This is a genomic window from Curtobacterium salicis (assembly GCF_011759505.1).
In the GTDB taxonomy this organism is placed as follows: domain Bacteria; phylum Actinomycetota; class Actinomycetes; order Actinomycetales; family Microbacteriaceae; genus Curtobacterium; species Curtobacterium salicis.
Window position 1 is genome coordinate 276,464 of record NZ_JAAOYO010000004.1, and the last position, 23,635, is coordinate 300,098.

Genomic DNA, 23,635 nt, shown 5'->3' on the forward strand with positions numbered 1-23,635 from the left:
CACTCGCTGATCGAGTGCTCCGTGACCCATCGACCGCACGGAAGGACAGCCCCGGTGCTCGGCATCCCCACGCATCTCGCCCCGCGGGTGAACGCGTGGTCGACCGTGCGTGCCTTCCACGCCGCGGCGATCGGATCGCTCGTCGCCGCCGCGCTCCTGCTCCTGCTGTACCGCATCGACGCCCCGGACGACCACGTCCTGGCCGCGGTCCTGGCCGTCGTGCCGATGCTCGTGATGATCGGCGTCCACACCCACGTCGGCACCTGGCGCTCCGCAGCCGCGTTCCTCGTCGTCGGGGGCATCTGTTCGTGGTGGTTCGCCACCGTGGTGCAACGCGAGCTCAGCGAGGTGCCGTGGGTCAGCTCGTACCTGCTGTCGCTCGTCGTCGTGCCACTCGTCCTCATCGGTGGCTCGGGCAGCGGCACCGTCCGGGTGGTCCTCTGGTCGGTGTCGGGGTTCGTCGTGGGTCGGGTCGTGACCTCGATCGCCGCGGTGCAGTCCGGTGGCCCCGACCACCCGCTCGTCCTCGCCTGGGTGACGCTCGGGTTCGTGATCGCGCTCGTGGTCGCGGTGAGCCGGTCGACCGCGCGGTCTGAGCGTGTGCAACCCGAACTGCTGCGTGCCGCCCGGGAAGAGCACGTCACCGCCTACCGCGCCGGCATCGAGGCCGAAGCCGCCGCGATCCTGCACGACACCGTCCTCAACCACCTCAACGCCATCGCCCTCGCTCCGGCCGGTCCGATGGACGAGCACCTGGCCCGCACGATGGAGTCCGACGTGGCGATGCTCACCGGTCGGGCCTGGCTCGCCGGCGGCACCACGGCGCCGGACGGTACGGAACCGGCGGACGCGGCGTCCAGAGCCGTCGCCGCCTTCGACCGGATGCTCGACGAGCAACGGGCCACGGGCCTCCAGATCGCCGTCACCGGAGACCCGTCGTCGATCAGCCGCCTGGACCCGCTCGCCGTCACCGCGGTGGTCCGAGCCGTCGGGCAGTGCCTGGCGAACGTGGTGAAGCACGCCGGCACCGACTCCGCCGAGGTCAGCGTCTTCGACGACGGCGTGGCCTGCACCGTGATGGTCGTCGACGACGGCCGCGGCTTCGACGAGCAGGCGACGGGCGCCGACCGGATGGGGCTCCGGAACTCCGTCCGTGAGCGCATCGGGCGGATCGGGGGCGACGTCCAGGTGTGGTCCTCGCCCGGATCCGGCACGAGCGTCATGATGAGTGTGCCGTACGGCGCGGTCCGCGACGCGGCCCCCGTGACGCACATCGGTGGCGACGACGTGGAGCGTGCCTCGTGACGGCCGCGCGGAAGGACGACGGCCGTCGGGGGAGTCGTCGGCCGGCGCACGGGACCCGCCGGACCGCCCAGCAGTACGACCCACTCGGCGCGATGGGCTCCCGCCCGCTCGCCGTGGTGATCGGGGCCGGCGGCGTCCTCTGGGCCGCCCTGGTCTCCCTGTTCGACCGTGACGTCCTCGGCAGTCCCACGGTGAGCGCGCTGACCGTCCTGCTGCTCGCGGCCTCCGCGGTCGTCGTCATCAGCGCCTCCAGCCCGTTCCGTGCGCCCTTCACCCGGTGGGCGTTCGTCGCCCACGTCGGCCTGCTGGCCGCGGCGACGGTCACGAGTGCGGCGGCGCAGTGGGGCCCGGACCGGTCCCTCGTCAACGACTTCATGGTGCTGCTGTGCGCGATCGGCATCGTGGCCGTCGCCCCGTACCGCCCGTGGACCGACCTGGTGGTGGGCGGCCTGGTGCTCGCCGCCGTCAACGCCCTCACCGCGGGAGGCGTCGCGGCAGTACACCCGGCCGGCGTGCCGGTGTCGGTGGCCGCCTTCCTGGCCGCAGCCCCGACGCTCGTCCTCACTGCGGCGGCCGCCGTGTTCGCCGACACGTTCGCGGGTCTGGCCGAGCGGGTCCAGATCCGCGCGGGGTCGTACTCGGTGGAGCGGGCCGAGCGGGACGGCATCACCGCGAGCGTGCAGCAGGACCGGTCGACGATCCTGGCACGCGACGTGGCGCCCTTCTTCGCCGAGCTCCGGACCCGCGCTGCGATCACCGACGCCGATCGGGCCCGGGCGCGGGCCATCGCGGACGGCATCCGACAGGTGATGGTCGCCGAAGCCGACCGGACCTGGCTCGAGTACGCCGTCCGCGTGTCCGGCGACGCCGCGGCCACCGTGGACGACCCCGAGGGGTTGGCAGCGGCCATGGACGCCGACGAACGTACGGTCGTCCGGACCGTCGTCCGGGCGCTCCTCGGTGCGCCGACGGTGGACCCGGCCGGTGTCCACGTCACCGTCGCACCGATCACCGCCGGGCCGGGCTCGCTCGCCCGGGGTCCCGCCGGCTCGGGTCCCGCCGCCACGATGGTGCCCGGTGCTGCGCGCCCACGCGTCGCCATGACCTTCGCGGTGGCCGTGGCGGATTCCGACGTCGGCATCCACCGCTCGTTCGACCCGTACTTCGCCGTCCTCCGCGTGACGTTCCCCGACACCGACGTCGCCGTCCGACCATCGTCACTGACATTAAGGTTCTCGTATGACCAGCACTGACCCGAACCGGCTCGCGGAGGGCGGTCCATCGATGCCGACCCCGGGTTCGCGCCGGGTGCGTTTGGCCATCCTCGACGACCACGAGGTCCTGCTCGACAGCCTGTCGAGCTGGATCGCCGTGAACGCCTTCGACTTCGACCTGGCCCTCACCGCGCACACCTGGCTCGAGATGGTGCACAGCGACAGCTTCCCGACCGACCTGGTGTTCCTCGACTTCCAGCTGAAGGAACCCGTCTCGATCGAAGCCCGGGTCCGCACCTGTCGTGCCGCCGGAGCGAAGGTCATCGTGCTCTCGAGCGTCGACGCCCGAGAATCCCGCGACCGGTCACTCGCGGCCGGTGCTGCCGCGTTCCTGTCGAAGTCGCTGCCGATGCGCGAGGTCATGGACATCGCGCGCGAGGTCATGGGCGTCGCGCGCGAGACCCCGGCGCAGCGCGAATGGCGTCCGCTGCCCACCGGTGCGAGCGCGCACCAGCGGCCGAAGCTCAGCCACGGCGAAGAGGAAGCACTGCGCCTGTACGTCTCCGGCTACTCCACGAACGAGGTCGCCGCGCAGATGAACGTGCAGTACGAGACCGCGAAGACCTACCTGCGACGCGTCCGTGAGAAGTACGCGAAGGTCGGCCGTCCGGCGTCGAAGAAGTCCGATCTGATCCGTCGTGCGGCGGAGGACGGCTTCCTCGCGTAGTGGCGAAGCTCTACTTCCGCTTCGGCGCGATGAACAGCGGCAAGAGCACCGGGCTCCTGCAGGCCGCCTACAACTACGAGGAGCGCGGGCAGCGCGTGCTGCTCGCCAAGCCCGCCGTGGACACCAAGGGCGACCGTGAGATCGTCTCGCGACTCGGCGTGACGCGGACCGTCGACGTCGTCCTCCCCGCCGACGCTGACGTCCGCGCTGCGGTCGCCGATGCCGGTGCCGTCGACCCGGAGTCAGCCCGCCTCGACGGCATGGTCCGGCCCGTCAGCTGCGTGCTCGTCGACGAGGCGCAGTTCCTCACCCCGCGCCAGGTCGACGACCTGCTGCGGGTCGCGGTCCTCGACGACATCCCGGTCCTGGCGTACGGCATCCGCACCGACTTCCGGACCGAGGCGTTCCCCGGCAGCCGGCGCCTGCTCGAGGTCGCGCACTCCCTCGAAGAACTGAAGACGATCTGCCGGTGCGGACGCAAGGCCGTCTTCAACGCCCGCAAGATCGACGGACAGTTCGTGTTCGACGGGTCACAGGTCGCCATCGACGGTGCCGACGTCGAGTACGAGTCGCTGTGCGCCAACTGCTACCTCACCGAGTCCGGTGGTCGGCTGGACGGCGCCGCCGAGCGCTGACGCACCTTCCCGGCCGGGAGGCGCGGAATGGTCACGGGGCGGCTCGCGTTGGCTCCGACATGAGCGACGCACCCCTGCACCTTTCCGTCCTCGACCTCGCCACGCGCGAGTACGGCCAGTCGAACACCGAAGCCCTGCAGGGCTCGATCGACATGGCCGTCCGGGCCGAGCAACTCGGCTACGAACGGTTCTGGGTCGCCGAGCACCACGGCATGCCCGGCATCACCTCGTCGGCGCCGGCTGTCCTGCTCAGCGCCGTCGGGGCCGCGACCTCCACCATCCGCATCGGGTCCGGCGGTGTGATGCTGCCGAACCACGCCCCCCTGGTCATCGCCGAGCAGTTCGGCACCCTCCGTGCCCTCTACGGCGACCGGGTCGACCTCGGCATCGGCCGGGCGCCCGGCACCGACGGTGCCACCGCGATGGCCCTGCGCCGCACCGACCGCCTCGACGTCGACGACTTCCCGCAGCAGCTGGCCGACCTCGTCGGGTTCTTCACCGGCATGGAGGAGTCGAACCCGCTCTCCCGCATCCGCGCCGTGCCCGGGTACGGCGACGTCCCCGAGTTCTGGCTGCTCGGCTCCTCCGGGTACAGCGCGCAGGTCGCGGGTGCCCTCGGCATCGCCTTCGCGTTCGCGCACCACTTCGCCTCGGACAACACCGAAGCCGCCCTGGCGCTCTACCACCAGTCCTTCCGACCCTCACGCTTCCGCTCCGAGCCGCTCGCCTTGATCGGCGTGCAGGTGGTCACGGACGAGGACCCGGCCGTGGTCGAGGAGCAGAGCGCCCCGGGCATGATCTCGTTCATCCGGATGCGCCAGGGGACGAAGCCCGAGCCGGTTTCGATGGACGAGGCCCGGGCGTACCAGTTCTCCGATCTCGAGCGGCGGTTCATCGCCGCACGTACCGAGCGCCAGGCGTACGGCACGCGTGACGAGGTCGCGAGGAAGATCAACGACCTGGTGGAGTCCACCGGCGCGGACGGTGTCATCGTCGCTCCGGGAGCGGCGCAGTCGCGCTACCGGCACCAGGCGCTCGAGGTCGTTGCCGGACTGCACGCCGAGGGGCGGCTCGTCCGCGCCGGCGTGTCGGTCGGCTAGGGGAGCGGTCGGGCCTGCAGCACAGGTCCTGAGCCGGTTCCGCGAGGACAGGCACTGCTGGAACCGGTTCGCGCCACGGGAGACCGTGGCGCGAACCGGTTCTCGGCATGCGGCGGCCCCGAGGGTGCAGGCCCCGACGGTACAGGCCCCGACGGTACAGGCCCGACGGTGCAGGCCCGGGCGTGCGGCGGTCCGAGCGCACGACCGGACCCCGGACATGCAGAACGGCCCTGGTTCCGAGTGGAACCAGGGCCGTGGCTGTCGGGGTGACAGGATTTGAACCTGCGACCTCGTCGTCCCGAACGACGCGCGCTACCAAGCTGCGCCACACCCCGCGGTGTGATCACTCCGTTCCCGGAGCAACCCCAGAAGTCTATCCGATGTTCGGGGGTGCTCACGACCACGTTGTGTCGGCCGGGCGCGTCGCGGTCCGAGGACGCGGGACGGAGCAGGGGCGGGCCTCCCGTGTTGCCGACCCCGGACACGGAGACGGCAGATGGACCGCAGCACGGGGCGGCCGGTGCGCCCGCACCGCTGCACAGAGTCGCGACGGGTCAGCCGCGGGCAGTGAGGGTGACGACGACGGCCTCGGGGCGCACCGCGAAGCGGATCGGGGCGTAGATCGAGGTACCGAGGCCCGCCGAGACGTTCAGCCAGGACCAGTGCGTCCGGTTCTGCCACTGGTGCAGGCCACTCGCGTAGCGACGCGGCAGGTCGGAGTTCGTCACCAGCGCGCCGACTCCGGGGACCGCGACCTGTCCGCCGTGCGTGTGGCCGGCGAAGACGATGTCCGCGCCCTGGGTGACGAACGCGTCCAACACGCGTCGGTACGGAGCGTGGGTGACGCCGATGGACACGGGGGAAGGGCCGCACTCGTCCTCGGACCAGGGGACCTCGGAGCGCATCTCGTCGACGTTCGCGGGCAGCAGGTCGAGTCGGTCCCAGTCGCGGTGCGCGTCCGAGGTGCCGAAGAGCTCGAAGCGCGACCCGCGGACTTCGATGGCGCGTGCATGGTCGTTGAGGTCGAGCCATCCGAGTGACTCGAAGAAGGTCGTCTGCCGGTCCACGTCGAGCCGGGTGGGCTGGGTCTCGGGTCGCATCGAACTCGGGCCGGTCAGGTACTTCGCCGGGTTGCGCGGGGACGGCGCGAAGACGTCGTTCGAGCCGTAGACGAAGGCACCGGGGATGCCACGGAACGGCTCCAGCGCGTACTCGACCGCGGCGTTCGCCGTCTCGTGCCCCAGGTTGTCGCCGGTGTTCACGATGAAGTCCGGCTCGACCAGGCTGAGGTCGCGGATCCACTGCTGCTTGTCCGCCTGCCACGGGGCCATGTGGATGTCGGAGAGGTGGAGCACGGTGACGTCCCGGGAGCCGACGGGCAGGACCGGGACGGTCTCCCACCGGATGCCGAACCGTCGGCGCTCGACCAGTGCGCCCCACGCGGCCGAGGCGACCCCGACCGCGGCACCCGCGGCGAGGACGCCGAGCGTGCCGCGGCCTCGGGTCACTTGCAGCCCTTCGGCGACTTGCCGTTCTTGTTGCCGTAGACCGAGAGGGTGACGGCGGTGTCCTTGCCGACAGCCGTCCCCGGCCCGGGGTTGACGGCGGCGACGAGGCACTCGTTGTCGCCGTTGCCCTTCGGGTAGTCCTTCGAGACCGCCACGTTGGTGAACCCGGCGTCGGCGAGCTCTGACCGGGCGGCGCCGACCTGCTTGCCGGTCACCTCGGGCACGGTCGTCTGCGAGCCGTCGGTGGTGAAGACCGTCACGGTCGACCCCTTGGACAGCTGGGAACCGGCACCCGGTGAGGTCGAGGCCACGGTGCCCGGCGTTCCACCGCCCGCCTGGACGCCGCCGTCGACGTAGGTGAAGCCGGCGTTCGCGAGCGTGGCACGGGCTGCTTCCGCGGACTGCCCCTGCAGGTTCGGCACGGTGATGCTGTTGCCACGGATGGCTGCGGGTGACGGGTCGGCGAACGCTCCACCGGCGTACTGGGTGTTCACGACCGACTGGGCCTGGCGCCACAGTGCGGTACGCGAGCCGGCGTAGGCGCCGTTCGGGCCGTAGATGAAGCGGAGGTTCTGCTTGCCGACCGTGTTGCCCAGCCAGGCTGCCGTGGCGACCTTCGTCGTCGCGCCGACGATCCAGATCTGGTCGGCGTCGTCCGTCGTACCGGTCTTCGCGAACTCGTCGAACCCGTCCGGGGTGCGGCCGCCACCGGCCGTACCGATCGTCAGGACCTTCTTCAGCGCGTAGATCGCGGTCGAGGCGACCTGCGGGTCGACCGCCTGCGTGCACTCCTTGGGCTGGCCGCCGAGCGACTTCCCCTCGGCGTTCGTCACGTTGTCGATGGCGATCGGTCGGCAGAAGTTGCCGTTGTTGGCGATGCCGGCGTACGCGGCCGCCATCGTCAGCGGGGCGATGTAGTTGGTGCCGAGCACGAACGAGGCGTTCGTGCGGACGTCCGACGTGGTCGGCTTCGACGTGTCGTCCGCGTACTCCGTCGAGGTCTCACGCGGCTTCGCCAGGTGCACGCCCAGGCTCTCCGCGGTCTTGCGGATGTCGCAGAAGTCGAGCTTCTGGGCCATCTGCACGTAGGAGTTGTTGATCGAACGGTAGGTGGCGTTCTCGACGGTCATGTTGCCGCCCTCGCCGGGTGCGTCGTTCGACACCGGGTAGGAGACGTTGAGCGGCGCGCCACACTGGGTGAAGTTCGTGAACGTGCGCGGCGTCCCGTTGACGATCTCCTGGAGACCGTGTCCGTTCTGCAGCCAGTTCAACAGGGTGAAGGGCTTGAACGTCGAACCGGTCTGGAAGCCCTCACCGCCGCCGTACTTCTGGTCGACGCTGTAGTTGATCCCGGTGTCCGTGGCGGGAGCACAGGCGTTCGGGTCCGCGCCCTCGGTGCCGCAGCCCGCGAGCTGGTTGTAGTTCTTGTTCTGCACCATCGTCAGCACACGACCGGTGTCGGCCTCGACCGAGTTGAGCACGCCACCCAGTGCGAAGCGCGCCTCGGTGTTCGGCGCGTACGCGTTGATCAGGTCCTTCTGCGCGTTGTTCAGGTCGAGGTTGAGCGTGGTCTGGATCGTGTAGCCACCGTTGCGCCACGCGGCGTCGCGGGCCTTCTGGGTCGCGCCGAGCTGCGACATCTCCTTGACGACCTGCACCGCGTAGTCACAGAAGAACTGCGCGCCGTTGCCCGCGGCGGCCTTGCAGCCCTGCGTCGGGTCGGTCAGGTGCACGTAGTCGGCCGGCTTCGACGCGATGGCCTCGTCGAACTGCTTCTTGTCGATGTGCTTCTGCGCGTACATCGACTTGAGGATGACGTCGCGACGGGCGACGTTGGCGTCGTAGAACTTCGGGTCGGACAGGTTGCGGGTGTTCGGGGACTGCACGATCGCGAGGATCGACGCGCCCTCTGCCGGGGTCAGGTCCGTCGCGCTCTTGCCGAAGTAGTGCTGCGCCGCGGCCTGCACGCCGTAGGTCTGGTCGCCGAAGAACGCGATGTTGAGGTACCCGGTGAGGATGTCCTTCTTGGAGTACTTCTTCGCGAGCCCGATGGCGAGCTTCATCTCCTCGAGCTTGCGGGAGACCGAGACCTTCGTGGCCTCGTTGTAGGCCTTGAGCCGCTCTTCCGGCGTCGGGAGCTCGAGCGCCTGCTGCATCTTGATGTTGCGGACGAGCTGCATGGTGAGCGTCGAACCACCGCCGGAGTCGCCGAGTCCGCCGCCGGCCACCGTGCCCACACCCGCGCGGACGAGCGAGGTCATGTCGACACCGCCGTGCTCCCAGAAGCGCTTGTCCTCGCCGTCGATGGCAGCGTTCTTCAGGTTCTCGCTGATCTGGTCGTACTTCAGTTCCTGGCGGTTCTGGTCGTAGACCGTCGCCAGGTGCACCGGCTTGCCGCCCGAGTAGGCCAGGACCTCGTTGCGCTGGGGCAGGTCACCGAGCTCGATGTACTCCGGCAGGGACTCGAACACACCGATCGTCGAGGTCGTGGTGACACCGGCGACGGCGATGGCCGGCGTGACACCGATCGTGACGAGCAGACCGGCGAGCGCGCTGAAGCCGACGAAACCGATGAAGGCGCCGACTGCGGAGACGGGCTTGGTCCGACGGGCAGACGTCTTCTGGGCAGACATAGGATGCAGCCTAAACGACACCTCGGACTGGAAGGCTGGCAAGGAACCGCATGCGCCGCTGGGAATACCTCACGACTCCGTTGATCATCCACAACACCACTGCCATCCTCAACAACTTCGGGGACGAGGGCTGGGAGCTCGTCCAGGTCGTCACCGGGCCCGAGGGCGGCCTCGTCGCCTACCTGAAGCGTCCGAAGGCCGACGCGTGAGCGTCGCCGACCGCCTCGTCGATCTCGGCCTGACGATCCCGGCGGTCGCCGCCCCGGTCGCCGCGTACGTCCCGGCGGTCGTCTCGGGCCGTCACGTCTTCACGGCGGGTCAACTGCCCTTCGTCGACGGCGCACTCCCGGTCACCGGCAAGGTCGGCGCCACGGTCGACGCCGACACCGCGACGGCGCAGGCACGTCAGGCGGCGCTCAACGGCCTCGCCGCCGTGCAGAGCGTCGTCGGCTCGCTCGACCGGGTGGCGAAGGTCGTGAAGGTGACGGTCTTCGTGGCCTCCGACCCGTCCTTCACCGGGCAGCCCGGGGTCGCCAACGGGGCCTCGCAACTCGTCGGCGACGTGTTCGGCGAGGCCGGTATCCACGCCCGCAGCGCGGTCGGCGTCGCCGTGCTGCCGCTCGACGCCCCCGTCGAGGTGGAGCTGATCGTCGAGCTGACGGACTGAACCACCTGCGGACGTGACCCGTCCGCGGACGGCAGGAGGGCCTCCAGTCCGAGATGGACGGGAGGCCCTCCGCTCGTCGGGCGGTCTACATGAGTTCCGCGATGGTCGCCATGATCGTCGGGTCGGCGAGCGTCGTCGTGTCACCGATGCGGCGGCCCTCGGCCGCGTCGCGGAGCAGGCGCCGCATGATCTTGCCGGAGCGCGTCTTCGGCAGCTCGGGGACGATGACCACCTGGCGCGGTTTCGCGATCGCACCGATCCGCTTGCCGACCCAGTTGCGGAGCTCCGTGGCCGCGGACACGCGGTCGACGCCCTCGGACGCCTCGGTCGTGAGGATGACGAACGCGACGACGGCTTGACCGGTCGTCTCGTCGGCGGCTCCCACGACGGCGGCCTCGGCGACGCCCTCGTGTCCGACCAGGGCCGACTCGATCTCGGCCGTGGACAGGCGGTGCCCGGAGACGTTCATCACGTCGTCGACACGCCCCTGGACCCAGATGTCGCCCTCGCCGTCCAGCCGTGCGCCGTCGCCGGCGAAGTACCGGCCGGGGAACCGGGACCAGTAGGTCTCGACGAACCGGTCGGGGTCGCCCCAGATGCCGCGGGCCATCGCGGGCCACGGTTCGGTGATCGTGAGGTAGCCGCTGCCGCCCGGGTCGACGCGGTGGCCGTCGTCGTCGACGATCTCGGCGACGATGCCGGGCAGCGGCGTCTGTGCCGCGCCGGGCTTGAGCTTCGTGACGCCCGGCAGGGCGGAGATCATGATGCCGCCGGTCTCGGTCTGCCACCACGTGTCGACGATCGGCGTGCGGTCGTGGCCGATGACCTGCCGGTACCACTGCCAGGCCTCGGGGTTGATCGGTTCGCCGACGCTGCCGAGCAGGCGCAGGCTCTCGAGGCTCCGGGCCTCGGGGATCTGGCGCCCGGCCTTCATCGCGGCACGCACCGCGGTCGGGGCCGTGTAGAGGACGGTGACGCCGTAGCTGTCCACGAGGTCCCACCACCGACCGGGCTGCGGCTCGTCCGGGGTGCCCTCGTAGAGGACCTGCGTCACGCCGTTGGCGAGCGGCCCGTAGACGACGTACGTGTGTCCGGTGATCCAGCCGATGTCGGCGGTGCACCAGTACACGTCCTTCTCCGGGTGCATGTCGAAGACGTTCTTGTGCGTGTACGCCGCCTGCGTGAGGTAGCCGCCCGAGGTGTGCACGATGCCCTTGGGCTTCCCGGTCGTGCCCGAGGTGTAGAGGATGAAGAGCGGGGTCTCGGCGGGGAAGGCCTGCGCCTCGTGCTCCGGCTCGGCGGCGGCGAACTCGTCGTGCCACCAGCGGTCCCGTTCGGTCCATGCGACGTCGTTGCCGCCGCGCTGGACGACCAGCACGTGCTCGACGCTCTCGGTGCCCTCGCCCTGCAGGGCCTCGTCGACCGCGGGCTTCAGCGGTGACACGGCGCCGCGACGCCAGCCGCCGTCCGCCGTGACGACGACCTTGGCGCCGGCGTCCTCGATGCGGGCGCGGAGGCTCTCGGCGCTGAAGCCACCGAAGACGACGGAGTGGATCGCGCCGAGACGGGCGATCGCCAGCATGGTGACCACGGCTTCCGGGATGAGCGGCAGGTACACGACCACGCGGTCGCCCTGCCCGACGCCGAGGCCCGCGAGCATGTTCGCCGCGCGCTGCACGTCAGCGGTGAGCTGTGCGTAGGTGATGGTGCGGGTGTCGCCGTTCGCGCCTTCGAAGTGGATGGCGACCCGGTCACCGTTGCCGGCGCGGACGTGCCGGTCGAGGCAGTTCTCGGCGACGTTGAGCTCGCCGTCCGCGAACCAGCGGGCGAACGGGGCGTCGGACCAGTCGAGCGTGCTCGTGAACGGCGTCCGCCACTCGAGCAGCGCCCGGGACTGCTCGGCCCAGAACGCCACGCGATCGGCACTGGCGGCGTCGTGCAGGCCGCTGTCGGCGATCGCGTCCGCGATGAACTCCGGGGACGGCGGGAACGTCGTCTCGGCGGTGTGCTCGCGGGTGTCCTCGGCACGGGTCTGGTCCTGCTGCGGAATCGTCATCGATGTCCTCTCGTCTCGTCCGCCCGGGGCGCGGTCGGACCACCGAGGCAGTCGACGACCGGGCGCCTTCGGAGACTACTCCGAGCGCCACGGTCGTCGAGGTGCCTGTGGACAACTCGGTCACCGGGAGTGCTCGGGTGTCCTCGCGCCCGGCTCTCGGGAGCGCTCCCGCGCAGCAGGAGGGTCGATCCGCGCGCCCGATCGCGTTCTCCGGTCAGAGGTGTCGGCGCATCCCGTTCCTGGGGTACAGTTGTCTGTGCCGGGCTCGTTCCCGGTGGCACCGGTTCAGATTCCCCCCAATCCGCCGGTGTCCTGGCGGCACCCGTTCCCCCCAACAGGTGCCGCCTCTTCTTTTTCCCGTGGTTTCCTCACCTGGCGGTCTGGCCGAGCGTCTGTCCCGGTCCCGCTCGATCCCCGCAGGGACGCGGAAGCATGGACAGAACGGTCCACCGGTGGCGCTCGGCCCGACGTCGTCCGGGATGCATCGACACCGCGCCCGGCCTGGTCCGTGTCCCCCTCTTGGCCGACCGACGGGACGTCTGCGTCGGCCGACTCGCGACGGGGTACGGACCGCGACAACGGGGTACAAAACCTGCACAGGATGCTCGTTCTGCTGCACTTTCCACCTGTCCGCAGGGAGGCCGCGCCACCGTCGACCACGTCCGTACCGTCCTCGACATGCACCGGCATTGCGCACCGTTCCTGCCCGGCACCCCGCGGACCGACCACCATCGCCACGCGGCGTCGCTCATCGACTTCGAGGAGCTCGCGCCCCTCGTCGCGGACGCCCTCGTCACCGACGTGCTCGTCCTCGGCGGGCGGGGCGTCTGGGTGGACCGCGGGACCGGCCTCACCCCCGTCGGCGGACTGGTCCTGTCCGAGCCGCGGGCTCGCGACCTGGCCCGGGCCCTCGTCGCGCGGGGCGGCCGACACATCGACGAGACCACTCCCTGCGCGGACGTCCGACACGGCGACGGCATCCGCGTCCACGCGGTCCTCTCGCCGGTGAGCGTCCTCGGCACGGCGATCTCGATCCGCCTGCCACAGACCCAGCGCCCGACGATCGCCCGGCTCGTCCAGGCCGGGTTCTTCCACCACGTCCCGCGGTCGGTCGTCGACCGTGCCGTGCACGAGCGACGGAACGTCCTGGTCACGGGCGCGACCGGGAGCGGCAAGACCACCCTGCTCGCCGCGATGCTCGCACTGGTCCCACCGGACGAACGGATCATCACGGTGGAGGACGTCGCGGAACTCCGGATCGACCACCCGCACGTCGTCGCCCTCGAAACCCGGCAGGCCAACGCCGAGGGGGCCGGAGCGCTCGGGACGCAGCGACTCCTGCAGGAAGCGCTGCGGATGCGGCCGGACCGGATCGTCGTCGGCGAGTGCCGCGGCCCCGAGATCCGCGAACTCACCTCCGCACTCAACACGGGGCACGACGGGGGAGCGGGGACCGTGCACGCGAACGGGGTGCGTGACGTCGCGAGCCGGCTCGAGGCGCTCGGTGCACTCGCCGGGCTCGGAGCGGAGTCCGTGGCACGACAGGCGGCGAGCGCGTTCGACCTCGTGCTGCACGTCGATCGACGGAACGGCGTGCGACGCCTGGCCGAGGTGGGGTGCTTCGGTGTGGACCGACACGGGCGACTCGAGGTGGTGCCGGTCGAGCCGACCGGGCGGCGGACCTCCGGCGGCTCCGGCGGTCCCGGCCCCCGCTCTGCAGCACACACGGCGGACGGGGCGACGGGCGTCAGCGCCGGCGGCGGAACCGGTGCGGATGCCGCTCCCGGTACCGGCGGCGCGGGCGGCGCTCAGCCGGTGGGTCGGGCTCCGCGTGGCGCGGGCGGGGCGCATCGCCGGACGCGTGGCCGGTGAGACCGCCCGGCCTGCCGGCAGTGCGGCACCTCGGTCCGACCGCACCGCCGCGCCCCGCTCGGACACCCCGGGAGTCGCGTCGGCGGCGCAGCGCTCCGGGTGACCAGGCGCTGGCCACGGCACGGGTGCTCGACCGGGTCGCGGTGCTCGTCGCCGCCGGGGTGCCGCCGCCCCGGGCCCTCCAGCTCGTGGGTCCGGACCCAGGCCCGGACGGGGGCCGACCGGCTGCCGGTGCTGGTGCGGGTCGGGGAGCGGAGGCCGGTCGCGATCCGGATGCGGGTGCTCGTGCCGAGGCCGAGGGGGTGCTCGCCGTCGCATCCCGCACCGGGGCACCCGTGGTCCCGGCGCTCCGGGCGCTCGCCGCGTCGTTGCGGGACCGGGCGGCAGCGGAGCGTGCCGTGCGCACCGCCCTGGCCGGCCCCCGCGCGAGCACCCGGGTCGTCCTGACACTGCCCGTGTTCGGCGTGGTGCTCGGGTGGTCGTGGGGAGTCGACAGCGTCGGGATCCTCGTCCGGACACCCGTCGGATGGGCCTGCCTCACCGCCGCGGTGGTGCTCGTGGCGATCGCCGGACGGTGGTCCCGACACCTCACCGCCGTCGCCGGGGACGGTGGACCTGCGCCGGGGCTGCTCCTGGACGTGTGGGCGGTCGCACTGTCCGGCGGTGGGGCCTGGACCGACGCGGCGGGCACGGTCGATGCCGTCTTCGGCGACCGCGACTGGCCCGGTGACGACCGGCGGCGACTGGAAGCGACGCTCGCGCTGGCGGAACGAGCCGGGGTCCCGGCGGCCGGGCTGCTCCGGGCGGACGCTGCCGACCGGCGCGCGGATGCCGCTGCCGAGGGCCTGGTGCGGGCCGAGCGACTGGCGGTCCGACTGGTCCTGCCGCTCGGGGTGTGCGTGTTGCCGGCGTTCGTCTGCGTCGGCGTGGTGCCCGTGGTGCTCGGCATCCTCTCCTCCACATCCGGGGGGCTCCGCTGATCGGTGCACGGACCGGTGCCGGTGCCCACGGTCAGGCGTCCCCACGGCCGAAGGTGGGGTGGTGGTCACGGCGCGGGACTCGCCGTCAGCGGCCACTCACCAGCAGCGGATCGACCGGTGCACAGAGAGAGAGGAACGAACCATGCAGGAAGGACACCCGGACACGGTTCCGGACCCACGGCGGGCAGCGCTCGCCGATCGGATGCAGCACCGACACCGGGCCTGGCGGTCATCGCTGTCCGCGCGACTGTCGGAGGACCGGGGATCCGCGACGGCCGAGTACGCGGTCGTCATCCTCGCGGCGGTGGCCTTCGCCGGGGTGCTCGTCGCCGTCATGCGGTCGGGCGAGGTGCAGGCGATCCTCACCGACCTGGTCCGGACGGCGCTGACGCCGTGAGCAACCGGTCACGGCAGGGGCCGTCGGAGCGCGGGTCGGTCACGGTCGAGTTCGCCGTGGCGCTGCCGATCGTCGCGGTGGTCCTGGCCGCCGGGATCGCCGGTGTCGTGGCGGTCGATCTGCAGGGGCGGCTGCAGACGGCCACCGCGGTCGCCGCACGGGCTGTCGCACGCGGTGACGACGCGGCAGCACGTCGGGTCCTCGGGCAGGCGGGCGCGGGTCCGATCCGGGTCGAGCGCGCGTCCGGTCTCGTGTGTGTCGAGGTCGGCCGTCCCGCCGGCGGCGGACCGTTCGCGAACGTGGTCCTGCGAGGGAGCAGCTGCGCGGTGGACGAGCTCGATGTGCACGTTCCCTCCTGACGTCGCCCGAGCCCGCGTTCCGGGCCGCGGGGACGGGATCGGTGACCGAGGATCGGCGGCGGTCGTGCTCGTCGCGGTGGTCGCGGTGGTCGTCCTCGTCATCAGCGCGGTCCTCGCGGCGGCCGGTCATCGGTCTGGCGCTGCTCGCGCTCGGGGTGCGGCCGACGCGGCAGCGCTCGCGGCGGCGGCAGCGGCGATCGGTCTCGTGGCCGACGAACCCTGTGCCGCTGCCGGGCGACTCGCCCGTGCTGACGACGTCGTCCTCATCACCTGCGAGATCGACGGGTCGGTCGCTCACGTCGAGGTGTCCGCCGGGTCGGGTCCGGCAGCCGCACGAGCGGTCGCAACCGCCGGTCCAGGGCCCGGATCGGCGGTCGCGGGCCGACGCGCCGGGCGTGTGCCGGCGTTCCAGCCGAGTGCGGCGGACTGGCTCCGGCTCCACCGGCCATCCCCACCGGAGTGTGTATGGTGTGCCTGTCGGCCCGCCGGTCACCGAATTCCCGGTCGACCCGGACGCTTCCACGACGTCCGTCGGCCGATCAGCACCATCGATCAAGGAGACACGTGCCAGGCACGAAGAAGCTCGTGATCGTCGAGAGCCCCGCGAAGGCGAAGACGATCGCGCAATACCTCGGTGACGGATACGAGGTCCAGGCCTCGGTCGGACACATCCGTGACCTCGTCGAGCCCAAGAACCTGCCGGCCGAGCTCAAGAAGGGCTCCCTCGGCAAGTTCTCGGTCGACGTCGACAACGGGTTCGAGCCGTACTACGTCGTCTCCGATGCGAAGAAGAAGACCGTCGCGGACCTCAAGCGTGCGCTCAAGGACGCCGACGAGCTCTACCTCGCAACAGATGAAGACCGCGAAGGCGAAGCCATCGCATGGCACCTCCTCCAGGTGCTGAAGCCCAAGGTCCCCGTCAAGCGCATGGTGTTCCACGAGATCACCAAGGAAGCCATCCAGCGCGCCCAGGAAGCCACGCGCGAGCTCGACACGGCGCTGGTCGATGCCCAGGAGACCCGCCGCATCCTCGACCGTCTCTACGGGTACGAGGTGTCTCCCGTGCTGTGGCGCAAGGTCGGACCGGGCCTCTCCGCCGGTCGCGTGCAGTCCGCTGCCACCCGCCTCGTGGTGGACCGGGAGCGCGAGCGTCTCGCCTTCGTCTCCGCCAACTACTGGGACCTCACGGCACGGTTCGAGAAGTCCGGAGAGGGCGCCTTCACGGCTCGCCTCGCCCGGATCCACGGCAAGCGCGTCGCTTCCGGTCGTGACTTCGACGACCGCGGTCAGACCACCTCCGACGTCGTGCGCCTCGACGAGACGTCGGCGGGCTCACTGTCGGCGGTCCTCGACCGTGCCGGCGACGCCGTCGTCCGCAGTGTCGAGTCGAAGCCGTACACCCGGCGTCCGGCCGCTCCGTTCACCACGTCGACGCTGCAGCAGGAAGCGGCACGCAAGCTCCGTTTCTCGGCTCGCCAGACGATGAGCGTCGCGCAGTCGCTGTACGAGAACGGCCACATCACCTACATGCGTACCGACTCGGCGTCGCTGTCGCAGCAGGCGGTCACCGCGGCCCGCAAGCAGGCGACCGCGCTGTACGGTGCGGACTCGATCCCCGAGAAGCCCCGTTCGTACGCCGGCAAGAGCAAGAACGCGCAGGAGGCCCACGAGGCGATCCGCCCCGCTGGCGACACGTTCAAGACGCCGTCGCAGATGGAGGGTGTCCTCCGCGGCAACGACCTGCGGCTCTACGACCTCATCTGGAAGCGCACCGTCGCATCGCAGATGGCCGACGCCAAGGGCTCGACGGCGTCGGTCGTGCTCGGGATCGCCTCGACCGAGCCGGTCGAGGGTCTCGCGAGCACCGCGACGGGCACCGACGTCGAGTTCACCGCGTCCGGCACCGTCATCACCTTCCGCGGGTTCCTCAACGCCTACGAAGAGGGCCGCGACGAAGAGCGCGCCTCGGGCGACTCCGCGGACGACGCCAAGCTGCCGCAGATGGCGGAGGGTGACCACCTCGGCGTCTCCGACGTGGCGGCGAAGGGCCACGACACCTCCGCTCCGCCGCGCTACACCGAAGCCAGCCTGGTCAAGACCCTCGAAGAGCTCGGGATCGGGCGCCCGTCGACCTACGCCGCCATCCTCTCCACGATCGTGGACCGTGGGTACGTGACACAGCGCGGCACCGCTCTGGTGCCGAACTGGATCGCGTTCAGTGTCGTGCGGCTGCTCGAGGACTACTTCGGTGACCTCGTGCAGTACGACTTCACGGCGGAGATGGAGAACGACCTCGACCGGATCGCCAGCGGTGAGGAAGACCGCGTCGACTGGCTCAAGGAGTTCTACTTCGGCGGTGGCGACCAGCGCGGTCTCCGCACCGTCATCGACAACCTCGGTGAGATCGACGCCCGCGAGATCAACTCGGTCGAGCTCGCGCCGGGGCTGACCCTCCGGATCGGCCGCTACGGCCCCTACATCGAGACCCCGAGCGACGACCCGGAGAAGCCGCGCCGCGTCAACGTGCCCGAGGACATCGCGCCGGACGAGTTGACCCTCGACAAGGCCCGCGAGCTCGTCGAGGCCCCCGTCGTCAGCGACCGCGTGGTCGGCATCAACCCGGAGACCGGGAAAGAGGTCCTCGCGAAGGACGGTCGCTTCGGTCCGTACGTGACTGAGCGCACCCCGGAGCCCGAGCCGACCGTCGACCCGACCACGGGTGAGGTCCTCGCGGCCGAACCCGAGCCGGCCGCAGTCGCCGAAGCAGCGACCAGCACGGCGACGGGCGCGAAGACCGCCACCAAGACCGCCGCCGCGAAGAAGGCCCCAGCCAAGAAGGCAACCGCCAAGAAGGCTGCCGCTCCGAAGGAGCGCACCGCGTCGCTCTTCAAGTCGATGGACCCGGGGTCGGTCGACCTCGAGACCGCGCTGAAGCTCCTGGACCTGCCCCGCACCGTCGGGAAGGACCCGGAGTCGGGCGACGAGATCACGGCGCAGAACGGGCGCTACGGGCCCTACCTCAAGAAGGGCACGGACACCCGGACCCTGCCGAGCGAGGACGCGATCTTCGACGTCGACCTGCCCGGCGCCCTCGAGCTGTTCGCGCAGCCGAAGTACGGCGCCAAGCGTGCGGCGAGTGCAGCGCTCAAGGAGTTCGACGCCGACCCGGTGTCCGGCAAGCCGATCAAGGTCAAGGACGGCCGCTTCGGCCCCTACGTCACCGACGGTGAGACGAACGCGACGATCCCGCGCGGCGAAGAGGTCGAGACAGTCGACTTCGAACGAGCGGTCCAGCTCCTCGCCGACAAGCGTGCGAAGGGCCCGGTCAAGAAGAAGGCACCGGCCCGCCGCGCCCCCGCCAAGAAGAAGTGAGCACGAACGACGCAGTGCACACGGACGACGCAGCGACCACGGCACGCGCAGTGACCGCTGACCACGTCGGCCGCGGCTGGTTCATCACCCTCGAGGGTGGTGACGGCGCCGGCAAGACCACCCAGGCCGAGCGCCTCGAGCAGTGGCTCGGGGCGCACGGTCGTCGGGTCGTCCGGACCCGCGAGCCCGGCGGCACGGACCTCGGGCAGCGCATCCGCGACATCGTCCTGCACGACCGCGGCCACGTCACCCCCCGGGCCGAGGCGCTGCTCTACGCCGCCGACCGCGCGCACCACGTCGAGACGGTCGTCCGTCCGGCTGTGGCCCGCGGCGACGTCGTGCTGCAGGACCGGTACATCGACTCGTCCGTCGCGTACCAGGGCGTTGCCCGCGGCCTCGGTGCCGACCAGATCAGGTCGGTCTCGGACTGGGCTGCCGACGGCATGACGCCGGACCTCACGGTGCTGCTCGACCTCGACGTCAGCACCGGCCGGGCTCGGGTCGCCGCCGCCCGTGGCGACGTGTTCGACCGTCTCGAGTCCGAGGCAGCCGCCTTCCACGAGTCCGTCCGGCAGGCGTTCCTCGCCATGGCGCGCGCCGAGCCGGAGCGGTTCCTCGTGGTGGACGCCGCCGAACCGGCCGACGTCGTGCAGGAGCGGATCCGCTCGGCGGTCGCACGCCTCGTCGGGGTCGGTTGATGCCGCGGGCCGTGACGACCGGGCGGTCGGTGGCACCTGGGAAGATCGTCCCGTGAGCGTGTGGGAAGGCCTGACCGGTCAGGAAGAGTCCGTGGCCGCGCTGCGGAGCGCCGCCGAGTCGACCGACGGTACCGGGGGCATGACGCACTCGTGGCTGATCACCGGGCCTCCCGGTTCCGGCCGGTCGAACGTCGCCGCGGCGTTCGCGGCAGCGCTGGTCGGCAACGGCCCGGACGACGACCACACCCTCCGTCTCATCACTGCCGGCACCCATCCGGACGTCGCCCGGCTCACCACGCAGCGGGTCATCATCACGATCGACGAGATCCGGCAGCTCGTGACGTCGTCGCACTTCTCGCCGTCCGTCGGCCGGTACCGCGTGATGATCGTCGAAGACGCCGACCGGATGACGGAGCGGACCTCGAACCTCCTGCTCAAGGCCCTCGAAGAACCGCCGGAGCGGACGGTCTGGATCCTCTGCGCCCCGAGTGAGGCCGATCTGCTGCCGACCATCCGGTCCCGTGTCCGCTCGGTCCGACTCCGCGTGCCCGGCATCGAGTCCGTCGCGGACCTCATCGTCGCGCGGACCGGTGTCGACCGTGTCCTCGCCACCGACGCTGCCCGCCAGGCGCAGAGCCACATCGGCATGGCCCAGCGTCTCGCGACGAGCGAGGACGCCCGCGACCGACGGCGCCGGACCCTGACCACCGTCCTCGCGATCCGCAGTGTCGGTGACGCGGTGAACGCGGCGGCCGCGCTGTTGGCCGTGGCGGACGAGGACGCGAAGGCGATCACACTCGAACGTGATGCCGAGGAGCGCGACGCCGCACTCCGCTCCCTGGGCGTGCAGCCGGGCGGGACGGTCCCGCCGGCCCTGCGCTCGCAGCTCCGGGTGCTGGAAGAGGACCAGAAGCGCCGGGCGACCCGCAGCCTCCGCGACGGCCTGGACCGCATCCTGGTGGACGTGTCCTCGCTCTACCGCGACCTGCTGCTGCTCGGCCTCGGGGCGCCCACCGAACCGGTGAACCTCGCGATCCGACACGAACTCGACCGGGCGCTGCCCTCGGTGCCACCGGCGGCCGCGCTCGAGGTCCTCGACGCGATCGCCACGGCCCGCCAGCGGATCGGCGCGAACGTCGCCGCGCTCCTGGCACTCGAAGCGCTGCTCGTCACGATCGCCCGGGCCGTCCGCTGACGACGGGGCCACCGAGACGGCCACGGCGGAACCTCGTCGGAGCCTGGTGATCCCGACAGGGTTCTCATGCTGTCCACGATGCTCGGCATGGGAGGATCCCCCCATGACCGACGTCGCACCGGGCCTCCGCGAACGGAAGCGCCGCGCCACCCGCCTGGCGATCCAGCAGGCTGCGCTCCGCATCGCGATCGAGCACGGTCTGTCCGCGGTCACGGTCGACGAGGTCTCGCGGCGCGCGGACGTGTCGCCGCGGACGTTCTTCAACTACTTCCCGAGCAAGGAGCAGGCGATCCTCGGGGACGACCCGACCCTGCCGCAGGGGAAGGACGTCGAGACCTTCGTGGCTGGCGGCCCGTCGGGGGAGTTGCTGGCCGACCTCGGCACACTGCTCGTGCACTCGGCGCACGAGCTCATCGACGAACGTGGCCTCATCGGTGAACGACAGCAGGTCCTCCGGGCGAACCCGGAGCTCTTCAGCCAGCGCATGGCGTCCATGAAGGAGTTCCAGGCCGGGATCCAAACGGTCGTCGAGCAGCGGTTGCGGCGCGAGGACGGGCTGCCCGGATCGGCCGCGTCGGCGCCGTCGGTCGAGGACGACGAGGTCCGACGCCGTGCCCGCCTGGCGTCACTGGTCGGTATGGCGGCGCTGCGGCACGCCTGGTGGGAGTGGTCCGAGTCGGACGCGGACGCGCACCTCGTCGACGAACTCGAACGGTCCTTCGCGGACCTCGGCGCGCTCGTTTCGCGCTCACTCGTCTGATCCTGTACAGTGATTTCTCGTGCCGCTCCGGATCACCGGGGCGTCCGCCGCCTTAGCTCAGTCGGTAGAGCGATTCACTCGTAATGAATAGGTCGTCGGTTCGATTCCGACAGGCGGCTCCGAAGAAAAGCCCCGATCAGACTTAGCGCCAGTCGCAGGTTGATTGAGGCTTTTCGTTTGCCTGGTGCACACAGCAGTGCACACAGCGCGCTCGCCAACGAAAGTCAGTCTCAGCGTCAGCGGTGTCCGGCATCATCCCCGTATGGCCGAGCACCAGTGGGCACCACCCGAGCACCCCGACGTCACCCTGCACCGACCCTTGGGGTTCAGCGCCCAGCTCGCCGGCCCGCTCACCATCATCGATCCGCCGCAGCCGGTATGGGCCGACATCGCGTTCGAGCAGATGCCTGGGAAGCTGCACCTGAAGTGCTTCGCGATCGCCAGCAGCGACGTCGCCGTCCTCGTACAGACCGCATGGCAGGGACGCCGGCAGGAAATCCTCGTCGACCGCGACTACGTGTTCCGTCGGGCACTCGATCCACGCGCCCGCTGATGGCTCGCCGCCGCCGGGACCGGTGGGCGCTCGGCCCCGCGCTCTCCCTGCCAGAAGCGGCGTACGGCGGCCCCGTCTACGACCTACCGACACCGGACCCGGTCCTGGTCTGGTTGCAGTTCCCCGACCGCGCACTCGAGGTTGAGGCGCACGTCGTCGCGTGGACCGACCGGGCCGTCCTCGTCGATTGGGGTTTCGGCCAGGCTGCCGAGTCCGCGTGGGTGTGGCGCGACGCGGTCCGGGCACACCCCCGCGCCCTGCCTCGCCCTGAAGCTAACCGTGCTGCCGCCGGGGTCGGTGGCGCACGGTAGAACTGTTCTTGACAGCCACAACGAGAGGATCACTCATGGCAGATGGAACGATCAACCAGGGAAGCAACGTCACCGTGAAGACCACGGGCGAGAACGGGGTAGTCGTTGCTCCGAGCAGCGGCGGCCCGTACAAGTTCCTCCATGGCGGGAACGACCAGCTGAACATCCCGGTGTTCAGTGTCCTGCTCGGCACCGGTGAGGTGCGCCAGTACACCGGTTCAGCGATCGAGCTTTCCGAGTAGTCCCGCGACGGGCAACGACTACTCGCTGGGCGCGGAGCGCAACGGCTGGACCGACCCACGGCAGAGCGGCCCTCACAGACACGCGAGGCCCCCTCGAACTCCTGATGGAGCCCGAGGGGGTCTCTGCGTTGGAGGTTGCGCCTCAGTCCACGGGTCCGGGATTGCTGGTGCAGAGGATGCGGGCGGCTGGGAAAGCCGGCCGTGAAGCACTGTCCGTGATTGCCAGCACGGTCAGACGCAGCCGGAAGGCTCCTTGGATGCTGAAGGTCTTACTCGCAGTCTGTCCGAGTCCCAGTTCCGTACTGAAGCGCGTGCTTCCATCCGTGCTGACCGAGAGAACCGACCTGCCCCCGGCACTGGAGTCGTCACCGATACCGAACTTTGAGTCGAACGATGAGCAGTGGTAACCGAGGTTCCATTCCGACCAGGAGGTGTTATCTGCTTGGGCGGGTCCGCGGAGGGCAATGGCAGAGTCGTAACGCTTCCCCGCTACCGACACGTTCTGTTCCACGTCCGGATGGCGGATGAAGCTCTCGTCCGACCTGTAGTCCACGATTTCCTGCTCCGTAAGTGGGAACCACTGCGCCACCGTCACTGACTTGAAGGCGCTGGCCTTCTGGACCGTGCTGGTCCCACCGAACCGGAGCGAGTACTTCACCGTCCCAGCGTTCACGTTCACGGGCACCGACGCGGAGAATCGGCTCGCTGCTGACACGCGCGTCGAGATGTTCAGCTTCGACGTCGCACGGCCCCGCGTCACGTACACACTCAGGTATCGCTTCCGGAGACTTGTCGATGTCTTGCCGCCGATGGTGATCTTGCCCCCCTTGACGATCTGGTCGCCGCGCGAGCTTTTCAAGCTGGTGATGCTGATCGACGCTTTGGCTGGTGCGGCTTGCGCCGGCGCGGCGATGCCGACGAGCCCGGCGAACATAAACGCCGTGGCGGTCAGAGTCAGCGCCGCAACGTTGCGGCGTCGGCGGTTCGAGTGCATGGGCATCCTGCTGTCCTTCGGGTGAACGTCAGTGCAGAGCGAGCGCCGCTACACGGC

The 23,635-nt window shown here is 70.7% G+C and carries 23 protein-coding genes and 2 tRNA genes; 20 read left to right on the plus strand and 5 right to left on the minus strand.

Going from position 1 to position 23,635, the window contains the following annotated elements; genetic code table 11:
- Positions 1-54: 54 nt before the first annotated feature.
- The 5 genes from E9228_RS13590 to E9228_RS13610 are packed head-to-tail and all read left to right on the plus strand — an operon-like array spanning position 55 to position 4,981.
- Positions 55-1,305 carry a sensor histidine kinase gene (locus E9228_RS13590; RefSeq protein ID WP_166781076.1) on the plus strand — a complete coding sequence of 417 codons (1,251 nt, stop codon included), beginning with the start codon at positions 55-57 and terminating at the stop codon, positions 1,303-1,305.
- Positions 1,302-2,558, plus strand: coding sequence for a hypothetical protein (locus tag E9228_RS13595; RefSeq protein ID WP_166781077.1), 1,257 nt, complete (start codon positions 1,302-1,304; stop codon positions 2,556-2,558). Before E9228_RS13590 ends, E9228_RS13595 begins: the two co-directional genes overlap by 4 nt.
- A complete protein-coding gene (locus E9228_RS13600; RefSeq protein ID WP_239539788.1) occupies positions 2,545-3,246 on the plus strand; it encodes a DNA-binding response regulator in 702 nt (233 codons plus the stop codon). The genes E9228_RS13595 and E9228_RS13600 overlap by 14 nt, the downstream gene beginning before the upstream one ends.
- Entirely contained in the window at positions 3,246-3,881 is a 636-nt protein-coding gene (locus tag E9228_RS13605) for a thymidine kinase (protein WP_166781078.1), read from the plus strand. Before E9228_RS13600 ends, E9228_RS13605 begins: the two co-directional genes overlap by 1 nt.
- Before the next feature lie 59 nt (positions 3,882-3,940).
- Positions 3,941-4,981: an LLM class flavin-dependent oxidoreductase gene (locus E9228_RS13610; protein ID WP_166781079.1), complete on the plus strand. Its 1,041-nt coding sequence runs from the start codon at positions 3,941-3,943 to the stop codon at positions 4,979-4,981.
- A 261-nt stretch (positions 4,982-5,242) separates the two neighbouring features.
- Here the strand turns inward: E9228_RS13610 and E9228_RS13615 are convergent.
- The 3 genes from E9228_RS13615 to E9228_RS13625 all read right to left on the minus strand — a co-directional run bounded on the left by E9228_RS13615 (position 5,243) and on the right by E9228_RS13625 (position 9,122).
- Positions 5,243-5,316, minus strand: a tRNA-Pro gene (locus tag E9228_RS13615).
- Positions 5,317-5,535: 219 nt separating this feature from the next.
- A complete protein-coding gene (locus E9228_RS13620) occupies positions 5,536-6,489 on the minus strand; it encodes a metallophosphoesterase (RefSeq protein WP_166781080.1) in 954 nt (317 codons plus the stop codon).
- The gene (locus tag E9228_RS13625; RefSeq protein ID WP_166781081.1) at positions 6,486-9,122 is read right to left on the minus strand and encodes a transglycosylase domain-containing protein; all 2,637 of its coding nucleotides are present in this window, start codon (positions 9,120-9,122) and stop codon (positions 6,486-6,488) included. The genes E9228_RS13620 and E9228_RS13625 overlap by 4 nt, the downstream gene beginning before the upstream one ends.
- A 50-nt stretch (positions 9,123-9,172) precedes the next feature.
- Between E9228_RS13625 and sp36 the strand changes: the two genes are divergently transcribed.
- Positions 9,173-9,331 carry a Sp36 family protein gene (gene sp36 / locus E9228_RS13630; protein ID WP_166781082.1) on the plus strand — a complete coding sequence of 53 codons (159 nt, stop codon included), beginning with the start codon at positions 9,173-9,175 and terminating at the stop codon, positions 9,329-9,331.
- Positions 9,328-9,789 (plus strand): Atu1372/SO_1960 family protein, encoded by a 462-nt coding sequence (locus tag E9228_RS13635; protein ID WP_166781083.1) that lies wholly within the window; start codon positions 9,328-9,330, stop codon positions 9,787-9,789. The genes sp36 and E9228_RS13635 overlap by 4 nt, the downstream gene beginning before the upstream one ends.
- 85 nt (positions 9,790-9,874) lie before the next feature.
- On the opposite strand, the gene acs is transcribed toward E9228_RS13635, so the two are convergent.
- Entirely contained in the window at positions 9,875-11,845 is a 1,971-nt protein-coding gene (acs, locus tag E9228_RS13640; protein WP_208386170.1) for an acetate--CoA ligase, read from the minus strand.
- A gap of 678 nt (positions 11,846-12,523) precedes the next feature.
- Between acs and E9228_RS13645 the strand changes: the two genes are divergently transcribed.
- The 13 genes from E9228_RS13645 to E9228_RS13705 all read left to right on the plus strand — a co-directional run bounded on the left by E9228_RS13645 (position 12,524) and on the right by E9228_RS13705 (position 22,584).
- The gene (locus E9228_RS13645; protein WP_166781084.1) at positions 12,524-13,717 is read left to right on the plus strand and encodes a TadA family conjugal transfer-associated ATPase; all 1,194 of its coding nucleotides are present in this window, start codon (positions 12,524-12,526) and stop codon (positions 13,715-13,717) included.
- A gap of 302 nt (positions 13,718-14,019) precedes the next feature.
- Positions 14,020-14,697 (plus strand): type II secretion system F family protein, encoded by a 678-nt coding sequence (locus E9228_RS13650; RefSeq protein ID WP_482156224.1) that lies wholly within the window; start codon positions 14,020-14,022, stop codon positions 14,695-14,697.
- Between the two features lie 202 nt (positions 14,698-14,899).
- The gene (locus E9228_RS13655) at positions 14,900-15,094 is read left to right on the plus strand and encodes a DUF4244 domain-containing protein (protein ID WP_252728302.1); all 195 of its coding nucleotides are present in this window, start codon (positions 14,900-14,902) and stop codon (positions 15,092-15,094) included.
- Positions 15,091-15,453 carry a TadE/TadG family type IV pilus assembly protein gene (locus E9228_RS13660; protein WP_166781087.1) on the plus strand — a complete coding sequence of 121 codons (363 nt, stop codon included), beginning with the start codon at positions 15,091-15,093 and terminating at the stop codon, positions 15,451-15,453. The genes E9228_RS13655 and E9228_RS13660 overlap by 4 nt, the downstream gene beginning before the upstream one ends.
- On the plus strand, positions 15,434-16,042 hold the full coding sequence (locus E9228_RS17695; protein ID WP_166781088.1) for an Rv3654c family TadE-like protein: 609 nt from the start codon (positions 15,434-15,436) through the stop codon (positions 16,040-16,042). Before E9228_RS13660 ends, E9228_RS17695 begins: the two co-directional genes overlap by 20 nt.
- Positions 16,018-18,825: a type I DNA topoisomerase gene (topA, locus tag E9228_RS13670; RefSeq protein WP_166781089.1), complete on the plus strand. Its 2,808-nt coding sequence runs from the start codon at positions 16,018-16,020 to the stop codon at positions 18,823-18,825. Before E9228_RS17695 ends, topA begins: the two co-directional genes overlap by 25 nt.
- Positions 18,826-18,875: 50 nt before the next feature.
- Entirely contained in the window at positions 18,876-19,523 is a 648-nt protein-coding gene (tmk, locus tag E9228_RS13675) for a dTMP kinase (protein ID WP_166781338.1), read from the plus strand.
- A gap of 52 nt (positions 19,524-19,575) precedes the next feature.
- Positions 19,576-20,718: a DNA polymerase III subunit delta' gene (locus E9228_RS13680; RefSeq protein WP_166781090.1), complete on the plus strand. Its 1,143-nt coding sequence runs from the start codon at positions 19,576-19,578 to the stop codon at positions 20,716-20,718.
- 103 nt (positions 20,719-20,821) lie between these two features.
- Positions 20,822-21,478, plus strand: a complete 657-nt coding sequence (locus E9228_RS13685; protein ID WP_166781091.1) for a TetR/AcrR family transcriptional regulator — start codon at positions 20,822-20,824, stop codon at positions 21,476-21,478.
- 46 nt (positions 21,479-21,524) lie between these two features.
- Positions 21,525-21,597: transfer RNA gene (locus E9228_RS13690), tRNA-Thr, on the plus strand.
- Between the two features lie 143 nt (positions 21,598-21,740).
- Positions 21,741-22,031 (plus strand): hypothetical protein, encoded by a 291-nt coding sequence (locus E9228_RS13695; protein WP_166781092.1) that lies wholly within the window; start codon positions 21,741-21,743, stop codon positions 22,029-22,031.
- Complete coding sequence (locus E9228_RS13700; RefSeq protein WP_166781093.1) at positions 22,031-22,342, plus strand: hypothetical protein; 312 nt, start codon at positions 22,031-22,033, stop codon at positions 22,340-22,342. Before E9228_RS13695 ends, E9228_RS13700 begins: the two co-directional genes overlap by 1 nt.
- A 35-nt stretch (positions 22,343-22,377) precedes the next feature.
- On the plus strand, positions 22,378-22,584 hold the full coding sequence (locus E9228_RS13705) for a hypothetical protein (RefSeq protein ID WP_166781094.1): 207 nt from the start codon (positions 22,378-22,380) through the stop codon (positions 22,582-22,584).
- Between the two features lie 142 nt (positions 22,585-22,726).
- On the opposite strand, the gene E9228_RS13710 is transcribed toward E9228_RS13705, so the two are convergent.
- Positions 22,727-23,578: an NPCBM/NEW2 domain-containing protein gene (locus tag E9228_RS13710; protein WP_166781095.1), complete on the minus strand. Its 852-nt coding sequence runs from the start codon at positions 23,576-23,578 to the stop codon at positions 22,727-22,729.
- Between the last annotated feature and the right edge of the window lie 57 nt (positions 23,579-23,635).